Annotated in this window: 15 protein-coding genes; 9 read left to right on the forward strand and 6 right to left on the reverse strand. The window is 62.2% G+C overall.

Features of this window, described 5'->3' with window-relative positions:
- On the forward strand, positions 1-442 hold a 442-nt coding region (locus AAHM38_RS24610; RefSeq protein WP_342234373.1), incomplete at its 5' end, for a PDDEXK nuclease domain-containing protein.
- 45 nt (positions 443-487) lie between these two features.
- Here AAHM38_RS24610 and AAHM38_RS24615 read toward each other — a convergent pair.
- Entirely contained in the window at positions 488-1,276 is a 789-nt protein-coding gene (locus AAHM38_RS24615; protein WP_003056223.1) for a hypothetical protein, read from the reverse strand.
- Between the two features lie 6 nt (positions 1,277-1,282).
- Positions 1,283-2,185, reverse strand: coding sequence for a WYL domain-containing protein (locus AAHM38_RS24620; RefSeq protein ID WP_012204593.1), 903 nt, complete (start codon positions 2,183-2,185; stop codon positions 1,283-1,285).
- Positions 2,186-2,274: 89 nt separating this feature from the next.
- Between AAHM38_RS24620 and AAHM38_RS24625 the strand changes: the two genes are divergently transcribed.
- From AAHM38_RS24625 to AAHM38_RS24645, 5 genes are all read left to right on the forward strand, one after another.
- Positions 2,275-3,468 carry a hypothetical protein gene (locus AAHM38_RS24625; RefSeq protein WP_003056221.1) on the forward strand — a complete coding sequence of 398 codons (1,194 nt, stop codon included), beginning with the start codon at positions 2,275-2,277 and terminating at the stop codon, positions 3,466-3,468.
- Complete coding sequence (locus AAHM38_RS24630) at positions 3,465-5,720, forward strand: Mov34/MPN/PAD-1 family protein (RefSeq protein ID WP_003056220.1); 2,256 nt, start codon at positions 3,465-3,467, stop codon at positions 5,718-5,720. The genes AAHM38_RS24625 and AAHM38_RS24630 overlap by 4 nt, the downstream gene beginning before the upstream one ends.
- Positions 5,721-5,765: 45 nt before the next feature.
- Positions 5,766-6,836 carry a hypothetical protein gene (locus AAHM38_RS24635; protein ID WP_003056219.1) on the forward strand — a complete coding sequence of 357 codons (1,071 nt, stop codon included), beginning with the start codon at positions 5,766-5,768 and terminating at the stop codon, positions 6,834-6,836.
- Between the two features lie 376 nt (positions 6,837-7,212).
- The gene (locus AAHM38_RS24640) at positions 7,213-7,563 is read left to right on the forward strand and encodes a DUF2958 domain-containing protein (protein ID WP_012204591.1); all 351 of its coding nucleotides are present in this window, start codon (positions 7,213-7,215) and stop codon (positions 7,561-7,563) included.
- Positions 7,564-7,626: 63 nt separating this feature from the next.
- Complete coding sequence (locus AAHM38_RS24645) at positions 7,627-7,905, forward strand: hypothetical protein (protein ID WP_003056215.1); 279 nt, start codon at positions 7,627-7,629, stop codon at positions 7,903-7,905.
- Positions 7,906-8,047: 142 nt separating this feature from the next.
- Here AAHM38_RS24645 and AAHM38_RS24650 read toward each other — a convergent pair whose 3' ends face one another.
- Entirely contained in the window at positions 8,048-8,347 is a 300-nt protein-coding gene (locus AAHM38_RS24650) for a hypothetical protein (protein WP_012204590.1), read from the reverse strand.
- Between the two features lie 147 nt (positions 8,348-8,494).
- A complete protein-coding gene (locus AAHM38_RS24655; RefSeq protein WP_012204589.1) occupies positions 8,495-8,758 on the reverse strand; it encodes a hypothetical protein in 264 nt (87 codons plus the stop codon).
- Between the two features lie 524 nt (positions 8,759-9,282).
- Here AAHM38_RS24655 and AAHM38_RS24660 point away from each other — a divergent pair.
- From AAHM38_RS24660 to AAHM38_RS24670, 3 genes are all read left to right on the forward strand, one after another.
- Positions 9,283-10,110, forward strand: coding sequence for a DUF932 domain-containing protein (locus tag AAHM38_RS24660; RefSeq protein WP_003056211.1), 828 nt, complete (start codon positions 9,283-9,285; stop codon positions 10,108-10,110).
- Between the two features lie 75 nt (positions 10,111-10,185).
- Entirely contained in the window at positions 10,186-12,252 is a 2,067-nt protein-coding gene (locus AAHM38_RS24665) for a ParB/RepB/Spo0J family partition protein (protein WP_003056209.1), read from the forward strand.
- Positions 12,253-12,314: 62 nt separating this feature from the next.
- The gene (locus AAHM38_RS24670) at positions 12,315-12,524 is read left to right on the forward strand and encodes a hypothetical protein (RefSeq protein ID WP_003056207.1); all 210 of its coding nucleotides are present in this window, start codon (positions 12,315-12,317) and stop codon (positions 12,522-12,524) included.
- 130 nt (positions 12,525-12,654) lie between these two features.
- Here the strand turns inward: AAHM38_RS24670 and AAHM38_RS24675 are convergent, their stop codons facing one another.
- Both AAHM38_RS24675 and AAHM38_RS24680 read right to left on the reverse strand, forming a co-directional pair.
- Complete coding sequence (locus tag AAHM38_RS24675; protein ID WP_011517543.1) at positions 12,655-13,173, reverse strand: GNAT family N-acetyltransferase; 519 nt, start codon at positions 13,171-13,173, stop codon at positions 12,655-12,657.
- Positions 13,174-13,271: 98 nt separating this feature from the next.
- The coding region (locus tag AAHM38_RS24680; RefSeq protein ID WP_342234374.1) for a hypothetical protein at positions 13,272-13,476 on the reverse strand (205 nt) is incomplete at its 5' end.

Consider the following 13,476-nt stretch of genomic DNA (forward strand, 5'->3'; position numbering starts at 1 on the left):
GATCCGGCGGCTGGAAGACTTCCTGCTCGAATTGGGTGAAGGGTTCACCTTCATTGGACGGCAGCGGCGCTTGCGCATCGACCAGACCTGGTATCGGGTGGACTTGCTGCTGTTCCATCGCAAGTTACGCTGCCTGGTCATCATCGACCTGAAGCTGGGGAGTCTGACGCATGCGGACGTAGGCCAGATGCACATGTACTGCAACTATGCCAAGGAACACTGGGCCTATCCCGAGGAGAACCCGCCGGTGGGGCTGATTCTTTGTGCCGACAAGGGGCTCGCCCTGGCGCGGTATGCGCTGGAGGGCTTACCCACCAAGGTCATGGCGGCGAACTACCGGATGGTTCTGCCGGATACCGATGTGCTGCAAAAGGAACTGGAAAGCACGCGGCTCTTGCTAGAGTCTCGCGGAACGATTCGTCCCAAGACGTGGAAGCGGTAGACACACCTGCGGAGCTATACGCCTGTTTGGAGATTGGGCAGAACCTCAGTCTGTAGTCGGTTTTACGGCTTTCTTCCGTGAGGAGGAAGAAGGCAACGACGGCAAACATTCAAACAAACGTTCCGCATAGACGAATCCCATCCGCCTTACTGCGTCCTGATCGAAATACAGTAGCCATGCGGCAAGTAGCGCCAGCGAAATGAGCAATGTCAAGCCTGCGGCAAGCCCTGGATCGGCAAGGTGCACCAAGTCAAATTGGAGAGGTGCTACCTGCAAAATCTTTGCAATCAACAATCCGTAGACGACGCCCATGAGGCACGACAGGATACCGACAGGCTTCATCGCCAGCATGTTGCGATGAAATCCATAGGCGATGTTCTCTTTCAGCAAGAGCTGCTTGTTGGAACGCGTGAGTTCGCGAAGCCGCTTAGTGGCACCGATGTAGATGTCGTCTGCCTTGTCTGGGTTTGCTGATTCTTCTTCTGCCGTTGGCATGGCGATACCCAACTTGGCAGTGATCGCCGTGTGATAACGCTGCTTGCTGACACCATCAAGGAACTTGTCGCGGTGGCGTAGTGCGATGGTCGTGGGCATGCCACCCCATTTTGAGACCAGCATCTCTTCAAGTTTTTTACCACGTCCGCGCGCTACGCTCGCGAGTGCATAGATAGCGCCGCAGCCGCCCAGCAGGCCGATCACACCTGTAAGCACAGGGTGCCGAGCCCCGTAGACGCACAACAGCGGCACCAGCACGGGTAAGGCCACAAGAAGGCCAGGGATAACACGTGCCTTGCGCTCGTAGGGGTCTTTGACCAGTTCAAAAATTGTTGTCATGTGAAGTCAGGCCTGTGCCGCCAAGGCGTCGATATAGGGTTGGATTTCATCGCGGTTTTTCAGCGTGATCTGCTGTGCGAGGGGGTCTGGTGCTTCCTTGGTATGCAAACCCAAACGTCTCAGCGTGTAGTACAGAAACGCTTGGCGGCATGGAAGTTTGACCTCTCCATCTTCCATGCCGTAGTCCAACTCTAAGACTCGTTTCTTGGCTGCAGGCAAATCGGGATGCGGTGCAAGTACCAGCGTCAATACAGTTTGCCAATGCGAATCTTGGTTGGAGTCCACTTGGGTCGCCTCGAAGCCATCGATGCGCAGGATTCGAGCAAGGACGAAATCGCTGAAGCGCTGGCGCTTGTGGCAAAACGCGCGCATGTGCCAGCGAAAACCGTCATTGCCAAGGGCGTGGGGAGACAGCAAGCGAACCGATTCATCCAACGACGTCATGGACTGGTAGCTCACCAGAATGGATTCCTGCTGGCGGATTGCGCGCACCACTGCTTCGACGGTCTGCTCATTGATCGTGCGCCAAGGGGACGGGGCCCAATCTGTCTCCGGCGCGGAGCCGATGAAGCTGGCCGTCGGCTCGACAATTCCCATCTTTGTCGCTAGCAGTTCTGCTAGATAGCGTTGCGCCGAGCTTCGTTGGTAAAGCGGGTGAAAACTCTGCGCTGCCGTGTAGGTCTTGGAGCTGCGGTCGTAAGTCAGGTTGCTCGGCGCCAACTCCATGTACTTGGAAATGTCCAGCGATGCCTGCGGGACCGAAATACCAAAGTGCTCGGTGAGATCCATCCGGTTGATGCGCCGCTCCCAGCGCAGACGGAAATCGATGAATTGAAGTCTGCTCTCCAGCCCCCAACTTAGCCCCTTAGGCTCAGCAGGTTCGGCGGCAGGAAAGGAAGGTTTTTGCATCAGTCACGCCTAAAAAGTAGACGGATATAAAAAATCGTCGTACATTAACTATACGCGATCATCCTTCGGTCGTCTACCCGGAGACCCCAGTGCCTACAACCATCACGTTTTTTCCCGTCGACAACGGGGACATGACCCTCATCAAGTTCGGCGATCTCGACGCGACGACTCTGCTGATCGACGTAAACATCAGGCAAGACGCCGACGACCCTGACGGGGAGGCGCGCGATGTCGCCAAGGATTTGCGCGAACGACTGAAGAAGGATGAGAACGGCAGGCCGTATGTCGATGCGTTCCTGCTGAGCCACCCGGATCAAGACCATTGCCGAGGGTTGAAGCGACACTTCTACCTAGGGCCACTCGACAAGTACCCGGACGACAAGAAGGACGACAAGGACAAGAAAATCGTGATCCGCGAGATGTGGTCGTCCCCGATCGTGTTTCGACGCGCCAGCAAGACGCACACCTTGAGCGACGACGCCAAGGCATTCAACACGGAGGCGCGTCGGCGCGTGCAACTGAACCGTGACAAGAATTTCGCCGTCGGGAACGGTGACCGCATTCAGATCATGGGCGAGGACATCGACGGAAAAACCGATGATCTCACTTCGATTGTGCGGAAGGTGGACACGCGCTTTTCAACGATCAATGGCAAGAGTTCCGCATTCTTTTCTGCGTTTCTTTTGGCTCCACTGGACGCCCAGGATGACGAGGAAGAGGAAGAGTGCCTGGTCAAGAACCAGTCCAGCGTTATTCTGAACATCACGTTGGCGGCTGACGCGCAGACGCCGGATGGTGCGAAATTCCTTACTGGTGGCGATGCTGAGGTGTTCATCTGGAACCGCCAGTGGCAACGCCACAAGGCTGAAGCAGATGTGCTTGAGTACGACATCATGCAGGCGCCTCATCATTGTTCCTGGCATTCGCTGTCCTATGACAGCTGGTCCGACTACCGTGAAAAAGCCAAGCTCGATGCTGATGCTCGCAAGGCGCTTTCGCAGACCCGTGACGGCGCCGTCATCGTCGCCAGCTGCAAGCCGATTGCAGATGATGACAGCGATCCGCCCTGCATCCGTGCGAAGCGTGAGTACGTGACGATCGTGGACGAAGCAAAAGGCGAGTTCTACTGCACAGGCGAGTACCCCAGCGAAAAGTCCGTGGAACCGCTCGTTTTCACCGTAACCGCTCAGGGTGTGCAACCTCCCTCGAAGAAGGAGTCCGGATCGAAGGCCGCTGCCGTGGTGACCTCTGCGCGCACCCCCATGCCGCACGGAGCATCATGACGGGCACCATCGCAGACGCACTGCATCAACTTCAGCGGCATCGAGGCCTTATCCGCGTTGGCGAGCCAAGGACAACTGGTGCATCGACGGAGATTGAAGTCGATGTTGCGGTCCAACTGCCGAACAGGTCTCGGCGCAATGGTATCTCTGAGACCGGAGTGCGCACCGTCGAGACGTGCGTGCTGGTATTCGGTAGTGACTGGCCCCTGTCTGCACCCGAGCCCTTCTTACGTGCGGACTTCCCGCTCAACTTGCCGCACATCAACCCCCATCGCCAAGGCGAGTTAGTCTCGCCGTGCCTATTCGAAGGGTCGTTGAACGAGCTGCTGCATCGGTTTGGCCTGGACGCCGTTGTCGATCAGTTGATCGACTGGCTGCACAAGGCCGCGGCCGGAACACTCCTGGACCTGGAGCAGGGGTGGGAACCAACGCGCCGAGACAGCTGTCCTTCGACCGTTGTATTCAGTGCCGAGAAGGTCGCGGCCGCCGCTCCCGCTGACGGCACGATTCTGGTGGTTCCCGCAGGCTACGTGACGATCGATGGCGGTCTGTACGCCATCATCAACGCCGAACTGACCGCACAAGTCGATCCTGTGTTTTATCAGGATGTTCACAACGACAAGCTGGGCAAATGGGGGAACGGCCATGCCGCGGCCTTCATCGCGCGCGCTCCGATGACCGACGGCCTCCCGCATGTGATCGGACGCTATCAACCAGAGACAGTTGTCGATCTCGCGACGCTGCTCGATCGAGCAGCGGAGCTTGGTATTGATCGCGACGCTTTGGCCCAGGAAGTGGACGGTTATTTCGGACGCTCAATCCTGGATATGCGACAGGACTCGCATGGCTGGGTGCATGGTTTGTACGCGATTGTGATTCTGGCTGTGCAAAGGCCAGCGTCGCTTGTGGGCTCGCCAGGGAGGAGTGTCGAGGTATTGCCCTATGTGGTGCGCTATGAACTCAACGCTCAATCGCTCCTGGAGCGTAACGCCACGGTTCACCCGGCCTTTCACGCGCATGCGTTGTCTCCTGAACTGCTGGCAAGGACGTCCGGCATTCCATACGCAGCCACATCACAGCCGCTGGTCGTGCTCGGCTGCGGAAGCGTGGGATCGAAAGTCGCGATGCAACTGGGGCGAGCGGGCTTTGGTTCGATGACTTTCGTCGACAACGAACCCATGTCGCCTCACAACGCCGCGCGGCATGCACTCATTGAGCGGGCATCAGTTCTGGTTCCGCCTCGGAAGTCGGCGCTGATGAAGACAGCCTTTGAATCGCTGTCGCATCTTCAATCGCGAGCGTTCGACACCGACGCAGTGACTCTTTTGGTCGATCCGGAACAGTTTGCGGCAACCGTTCCGCAGGATGCGGCCCTCATCGTGGATGCGACGGCGTCACTTCAGGTGCTGGCTGCAGAAACACAATCGGCAGCGTTGGATCAATCCCCAGCCCGATTGGCACGGATCGCGATGTATGGTCAGGGGCGCTGTGTGGCGGTATTGCTCGAAGGAGCTGGCCGTGCCGGCCGAGTTGACGACCTCACGGCGTTCTTGTTCGAGTGCTGCCGGTTTGCACCGGAACTGCGTGCGTCGATTGCCGGCGAGACGTCTGAGCCGACTCGGATTTTCGTGGGTGACAACTGTCGTTCGCTGACGATGCCTATGTCTGACGCCGTTGTTTCGCGGTCGACGTCACTGGCCGGCCTGCAACTGGAACGATGGCTCGTTGATGGGCTTCCGAAGGAAGCGACGCTTTGCGCCGGAATCTCAGATGCCGAAGGCCTTGGAATGGCATGGACCCGCGCCAGCCTTGGCCCGACCACTGCGCTTGAAGTCGCAGACGATGGTGGCTGGAACATTCGGGTCCTGTCCCCAGTTGCGCAAGCAATCCATGCTGATGCGCTGCGCTGGGGTGCTCTGGAAACAGGCGGCGCCTTGATCGGCCGCATCTCGTTTGAAAATCGAACCATCACCATTGCAGGCCTTGTTGAGGCACCGCCTGACAGTGTTCGAGAGGCCGCCCGCTTCGTCCTCGGAACCAACGGGCTTGTTCAAAATTTGCGCGCCGCAAACGCGGCCTCTTTGGGGTATCTCGCCTTTATAGGAACGTGGCACAGCCACCCGAAAGGCGGCGCACATTCGGGTATCGACCGAAATACATTGCGCGGCATCGCCGAGGATGCTGGCGGCCTTCCGGCCGTGTCGTTGGTATGGACTCCGACAGGACTCACGTGTGCGGTGGATCGCTGGTAGGTGCAAAGCCACCGGCACTTTGTTGGCATAAAACAAGAGGGATGTATGGCTGACTACTTCGAGATCGACTTTCTTGGCGTCGAAACAGCGAAAAGCGGGGACGCGATCACGCTGCGCTACTCGGTGAATGGCACCGAGGGCGTGCACGTTGTTGACGGTGGGTATCTGGATACGGGTGATCAGATAGTCGAGCATCTGAAGACGTACTATGGAACAACAGTCATCGACCATGTGATCCTCACGCACCCAGATCGCGATCACGCCAACGGACTACGAAAAGTCCTGGAGCAATGCACGGTCAGGAATCTTTGGATCAACCGGCCGTGGATATACGCGGACCAGTTGATCGATCGCTTTGAGACCTATGAATCGGTTGAAGCCCTGCGACGGAAGTTGCGCTCAATCTACGATGCCACGGCAATTCTTGAGGATATTGCGGTGGAGAAGGGAATTCCAATCCATGCCCCCCTTCAGGGGCAGAGCATCGGTCCGTTCGCGGTCATGGCACCTACCCTGGGGCGCTACTTGGACCTGATCGTGGACTCCGCGAAGACACCGGAAGCTGTCGAAGAAAGTGCTTTTGATAGCGCGCTGAGCAGCATATTCCGGGCAGTGAAGGCCGCGACCGCCTACATCAAGTCCCTGTGGGGCGAGGAATATTTCCCGCCTGAGCCGACCAGTCGTGAGAATGAAATGAGTGTGGTGCAGTCGGCTGTCTTGAACGGTCATCGCGTCATGCTTACTGGCGATGCCGGGCGTGAAGCACTGCAGGAGGTGATCGACTACGCACCTTTCGTGGGACTCGCGCTGCCAGGTATTCGGTATTTCCAAGTGCCCCATCACGGCGGGCGACACAACGTTTCGACCGAAGTCTTGGATCAACTGCTCGGCCCACGGTTGAACAGTATGCCGGACAAGCACCATTGGAATGCCATATGCAGTTCTGCCAAGGCGGATGAGGATCATCCGCGGAAGTCGGTGATTCGCGCCGTATTGCACCGGGGTGGGCACTGGGCGGCAACTGAAAGCCAGAACATACGCATCGGGGCAGGCATCACCCGCGATGGCTGGGTGCCGATTCCCCAGGCGGCGTATCCGGAAGATCAAGAAAATTGACAGCGCCTGAAGGCCAGCACCACTTTTCAACTGCCTGCTGGCAACTTGGCCTGCATCCCGACGTTCCTTCGTCGGGCTCATGGGCTGCGCCCCGAGCTTCGTGCCGAATCGCAGTCATCCGGCTTCAAGCCCGGACGCTCTGATCTGGACTGACGCTTCGGACCTGCGCGCTACGCTTGTCAATACCGGGGTGGCTGCGTGGTGAGGTGTGGCGGCTTGCTGTTCCCTTCATCGTGCCACGGCGTGCCCGCCGTCAATGACTGCGCACCTTCGGCGCTTGCGGCCTGGCGGCCGTCTTCGATCTTTGACTGCTTGCGCTGCGCCGTGCCCTGCAAGGGCTGGGCAATTCCGCCCGGTAACCTTACAGGAGTTCACCATGAACCACGCATTCATCACGGACGAGCAGCGCATCGTGCTGCTGGCCAACGGCCGCGAATCCTTGGAGAACCCGGACTTCGATCCGGCCCCAGTGGTCAAGCTGTTCACGCCGGATGCCGGCGCGACCTGGCTGCTGACCGAGATTGATCCCGATGACCACGATCACGCCTTCGGTCTTTGCGACCTGGGCCTAGGGATGCCGGAAATCGGCTGGGTCAGTTTTTCCGAACTGGCGACCGTGCGCGGGCGGCTGGGCTTGCCGGTAGAGCGGGATCTGCACTTTCGTGCCGAGAAGCGGCTGAGCGCCTATGCGCGCGATGCGCGGCTGGCGGGGCGTGTCGTTGTCTGACCTGGTTCTGGGGCGCCGCAAGGCGCTCCTGAGCGTTCTCAATCATTTCAGGAGGTCAAGGCCATGAGCAGCCACCACGACTACATCCTCGAAATCACGGCAGAGCATGATGCGTTCAAGCCGTTCCCACCGGAGAACGGCCAGCCCTTGCGCTTTGCGCTCGGCGACGCGGTGATCTATACCAACGAGTTTGGCGCACAGTTCCGGTGCCGCGTCACCGGGTTTTATCGTCCCAGCGGACTTTCGGGCCTGTACGCGCGCGGTGCGCGCTACCTGCTGGACTCGTCATCGCCGTGGATGCCGGTGTCGGAAGCCAGCCTGCGCCCCGACGACCCGGCCTGATGCCTTCGCGCCCCTGGCGGGGCGCTACGCGCTGCGCTTGCCTCCAGGGGAAAGCCCTGCGGGCTATCCCCGCCGCGCAGGCTTGGCGCCCCTCTCGCGCAGCGAACCGGCTGGTGCCGGATCGCTCCCTTCATGCCGGACATTACGATGGCACTTCGGGCGTGGGTGTGTCGGGTTCGTAGTCGCCCAGCCACTCGAAGAGACGTTCGATATCGCAGTCCAGCTGGTTCAGCGTGGCCTGGGCCATTGCGTACCAGGTGGTGCCGTCGTCCGTTTCTTCGGAGGCGGACAGCAGGACGTTGAGCTGTGCGCGCCGTCCCAGCAGGCGCTGCATCTCGTTGCCTACCGTCTTGCGGTCGGTGGTCCAGATGAGGGCCGGCAGAAAGATGCCAGGCCCTTCTGCTCCAGGCGCAGGCGTTCCGGGTTGCATGGGATCGCTCATGGTGGTTCTCCAGAAGGTGGAGATTCCACGGTAGGCATTGGCCCGTGACCGGGCCACTCGAAATTCGCGCTATTTCGGGGGGATTTCGGGATCAGCGCCGATCGGCCGTGGCGCAGTCATGCGGGCGGGCTGCCTTTGAGCCGGTGCTTACCAGGGCTTCCAGCGCCGCTGGGGTGTTTGCGGCACGGCGCCGAGCAATTGGATCGGCGGCAGTGCATGGGGCGCATTGTTCCTGGGGAAGCGCCGGCGCACTTCGCATTCCAGTTCGTGCGCGAGGCCGCGTGCGTCCTTCTCGCCGCGCAGTGCCCGTTGCCGCCAGTCTCGGGCCTGGGCCATCAGTTCATCGTCTTGTAGGGCTCGTATGTCCATGCCATTGCCATTTTGCCGATGGCTGGGTGGGTAGCTGTCCACGGGGATTTCATTGAAGTCATGTGGGCGTCCCCGGCCACCTGGGAGATGGCCGGTCGCGCTCTCGTGCTAGCGCATCGAGCCGCCTGCGGCGTCTCGCCCCCTTCGGGCTTCGATCGTTCCCTCACTCCGTTCGGCTGACGCCTCCGGCCCGGCTTCCAGCTTCGAGCCTGCGCGCTTCGCTTGCCGTGCGGTCGGCTTGTGGGATGGCCGTTGCCATGTCCAGTCCTCTTCCCTGACTTCATCACCTTGTCCGCGACTGTAGCCCGCGGCCGTGTGCCGTCAAGGCGCGCAGGGCCGTGTCCTCGGCTGCGCCTGCGGGCCGCCCCACCCTGCGCTTGTTTCCTTGACGGCCCCCGTCCGCGCGCTCCCTTTCGTCGCGGGCGATGAACTCAGGAAAGACGGTGGCAACAGGGCCAACCGGGTTCCTCGCGCCGACCGCACCGAACAGCCGAAAGGCTGGGCTTCGAATCTTGGAATCCGGTGTGCGGTTTTCTTCAACAGCCTTTTTGTTCAGGAGAAAGACCATGCAACTCGCATCCCGCTTCGCTTCCCATTCCCCCGCATTGCGCAGCGACTCCCCGCTGTCCGATGACCAGATCCGCCGCGTGGCCCCGTCCATCTTCGCGGATGCCCCCCATGAAAGCCGTTCCGAGCGGTACAGCTACATCCCCACCGCCGCCGTGCTGACCGAGCTTCGCAAAGAGGGGTTTCAGCCCTTCATGGTGTGCCAGACCCGCGTTCGCAACGAGGGCCGGCGCGAGCACACGAAACACATGCTGCGCCTGCGCCACGCCAACCAGATCAACGCCCGCGAAGCCAATGAAATCATCCTGCTGAACTCGCACGACGGCACGAGCAGCTATCAATTACTGGGTGGCATGTTCCGCTTCGTTTGCAGCAATGGCCTTGTCTGCGGCGACACCGTGGGCGATGTGCGCGTGCCCCACAAGGGCGACGTGGCGGGCCATGTCATCGAGGGCGCCTATCAGGTGCTGAGCGGCTTCGAGCATGCGCAGGAATCGCGCGAATCCATGCAGGCCATCACGCTGGATGCCGGGGAATCGGAAGTGTTCGCCCGCGCCGCGCTGGCCCTCAAGTACGACGACCCAACCAAGCCCGCGCCCGTCACGGAATCGCAAATCCTGATGCCGCGCCGCTTCGACGACCGCCGCCCCGACCTGTGGAGCGTGTTCAACCGCACGCAGGAGAACCTGACCAAGGGCGGATTGCATGGCCGCGCCGCCAATGGCCGCAGACAGCAGACCCGCCCCGTGCAGGGCATTGATTCGGACATTCGCCTGAACCGCGCCCTGTGGCTGCTGGCCGATGGCATGCGCGCCCTCAAGGCCTGACCCCCTCTGACGTGTTCCCCGCCGGAGGGGCGGTTTCCCCTCCATTCCCTTGTTTCACTTGATTGGAGATTCACCATGAACGCCGTTACTTACACCGAAGCTCAAGCCCTCGACAGCCGCGCAAACGTGCTGCAAGCCGCCGACCCGAGCAAGCACATGATTCTGGTTCCGCTGTCGCGGCTGGTGCTGCGCCCCACGGGCCGCAACGTGCGCAAGACCGTCCCGCGCATGTCCATCCCCGAGCTGGCCGCGAGCATTCAGCGCGTGGGCCTGCTGCAAAACCTGATCGTGATTCCCGCCGCCGATGACCTGCATTACGAGGTGGTGGCAGGTGGCCGACGCTTTGCGGCCCTCAAGCTGCTGGCAAAGAAGCACCGTATCGCCAAGGATTGGGACGTGCCTTGCCTGCAGGTGGCCGATGGCACGGCCCGCACCGCCAGCCTGACCGAGAACGTGCAGCGCGAAGCCATGCACCCAGCAGACCAGTTTGAAGCCTTCGCCGCGCTGGTGGCCGAAGGCCGACCGATTGAGGACATTGCGGCGGATTTCTCCGTTACGCCGCTGGTGGTGCAGCGCCGCTTGAAGCTCGCCAATGTCTCGCCGCGTTTGATGGAGGACTACCGGGCCGATGCCGTGAGCCTCGATCAGCTGATGGCGCTCTCCATCACCGACGACCACGCCGCGCAGGAATGCGCGTTCTACGATGCGCCGCAATGGCAGCGCCAACCCTCGCACTTGCGCGAACGTCTGACGGAGCGCGAGATTGACGCCTACCGGCATCCGCTGGTGCGCTTCGTCGGGCTGGACACCTACGAGCAGGCGGGCGGCGGCATCCGCCGCGACCTGTTCGCGGAGGGCGATGCAGGCGTGTACCTGACCGACGCCGCGCTGCTGGAACGACTGGCGCAAGACAAGCTGGCGGGCATCGCCGCAGAGGTGAAGGCCGAGGGCTGGGCTTGGGCTGATGCCACGCCGGGCGTGACCCATGCCGATCTGCACGCCTTCCAGCGTGCGCCGAGGGAGCGCCGCGAGCCGAACAAGCGCGAAGCACAGCGCATCGAGAGGCTGCAAGCCAAGATGCAGGAGGTGGCCGAAGCCATTGATGCCGCGACGGACGCCGACGACGAGGACAAGGCCGATGCGCTGCAAGAGGAAGGCGAGCGGCTGGGCGAGCAGTTGCAGGCGCTGGAAGACGGCTTGCAGGGGTACGGCGCGAACGTGAAGGCCGCAGCCGGGGCCATCGTCACCATCGGCCGCAACGGCGAGGTGGTGATTCATCGCGGACTGCTGCGCGAGGCCGAGGCCAAGGCACTGCGCACACTGGAGAAGCTGCGCCAAGGGTTCAGCGACCCAGATGCCGCGAACGATGACGAAGGCGAGGACGACGAGCCGCCCAAGGCAGCAGCGATTTCCGACCGACTGGCCCAGCGCCTGAGCGCCCATCGCACCGCCGCGCTGCAAATCGAGGTGGCCCGGCATCCGCAGGTGGCGGTGGCCGCGCTGGTGCATGGCATGGTGCAGACCGTCTTGCAGGGCCGCTACTACGGGCGCGACCTGCCGCTGGGCGTGAGCCTGAAAGTCCAAGACCGGCTGGACGGCATGGCCCCGGACTGGCCCGAGTCACCCGCCGCTGTGGCGCTGCGTGAATTGCAGCAGGCGTGGAGCGGCAAGCTGCCCGAGGACAGCGCCGAACTGTTTGCCGCGCTGCTGGCGATGGAGCAAGGCGAACTGGTCAAGCTGCTGGCCGTGTGCGTGGCTTCCACGGTGGACGTGGTGACGCCTCGCGCCACACCGCACCAGCCCGGCGAGGAACTGGCGCAGGCCGTGGGCCTCGACATGGCCGCATGGTGGCAGCCGACCGCCGAGGGGTATTTCAAGCACGTTCCGAAGGCGGCAGTTCTGCAAGCCGTGGGCGAGTACGCGCCCGATCAGGTTTCCCGGCTGGCGAAGCTGAAGAAGGCCGACATTGCCAGCGAAGCCGAGCGGCTGGCCGATGGCGCGGGTTGGATGCCTGCCATCTTTAAGGTCGAAGGCCCGCAGCAGGCAGTGAAGGAAAGCGCGCAGGAGGCAGGCCCGGAGCAGGACGCCCCGGAGGATGCCGAGGCAATGGCGGATGAACCCGCCGAGGCGCTGGCCGCTTGACCCACGCCGAAGGCAAGCGCCCCGGCTTCGACCGGGGCGCTTCGCTGCAAGGAGAAGCCCCCATGACCCGCACCACCACCAACCGCCCGCGCATGGCGGCGGTCTATGCACCCGGCACGGTGCGCGCCCGCCGCTGGCACGGCGATGGCGACGTGCGCGGCTACCGACCGCCCTCGGGCTGGTCGGCCCGCGCTGACCTCACCGACATACATCCCATCACGGGCCGCGCCTTGCCGCGTGCCGTGTGGTGGATCATCGAAACGAAGGAATGATCATCGTCAGCACCGCGCCCAGGCCGTTCCGCCCTGGGCGCGGTGAAACGCATAATCCGGGCGCGGCGGTGGCCGCGCCCGGTGTTGAAGCCGAATAGCCGGGGCATTACGCCGCCGCCTTCACTGGCACTCAGGCGGCGGCGTTGAAGGCATCGCTGTACTGCGCGATGCCTTCGGGCACTGGCCCATGGAAGGCCAGTGCGAGAAAATAGCCGGGCGGCACGCCCGGCAGTTGCAGGCCCGCATGGGCCTGGAAGCCAAAGCGCCCGTAGTACGCGGGCTCTCCGAGCAGCACACAGCCTTCGGCCTGCATGGCCCGCAGTTCAGACAGCGCCTGTTCCATCAGGCGCGAGCCGATGCCGTGCCCCTGCCTCTGCGGCAGGACGGAGATCGGCCCCAGGCCGCACCAGCCTTTGGCCTTGTGGCCGTGGTCGTTGGTGATAGTCACCGGCGACAGAGCCACATGGCCGACGACCTGGCCGTGTTCTTCGGCCACGATGGAAAGCGTCAGTTCGCTAGCGTCGCGCAATGCACGCACGATGAATTGCTCCGTGTGGCTGGTGTGCGGCGCATCGGCGAAGGCGGCAATGGTCACGGCCTCGATAGCGGCAATGTCGTTCGTGGTTTCGTGTCGTAGCTGGATGGTCATGGTGTTCTGCGTTCCCTGCTCAAAATATAGAACGGCCTGGGCGTGTCGGCGCGTAGCGCCGCCGGGCTTTCGGGCTGCGCCCCGTGCCGACTTCGCTGTCACGGCCATTCGGCTTCAATCCACTCACGCCTTCGCGCCTGCGGCGCTGCGCGCTGCGCTTGCCTCCGGGGGATCGGCGCAAGGCCCATCCCCGCCGCGCGAGCTTGGCGCCCCTCGATGCCGCCGAACCGTCGATGCCGGATCGGCCCGGCCAGCGCCCCGCCGCAATGGACGGAGCTGGCGAACACGCTGGTGCTTGCTGCG

The sequence above is a fragment of the Ralstonia sp. OTU4908 genome (assembly GCF_038440115.1).
Taxonomy (GTDB): domain Bacteria; phylum Pseudomonadota; class Gammaproteobacteria; order Burkholderiales; family Burkholderiaceae; genus Ralstonia; species Ralstonia pickettii.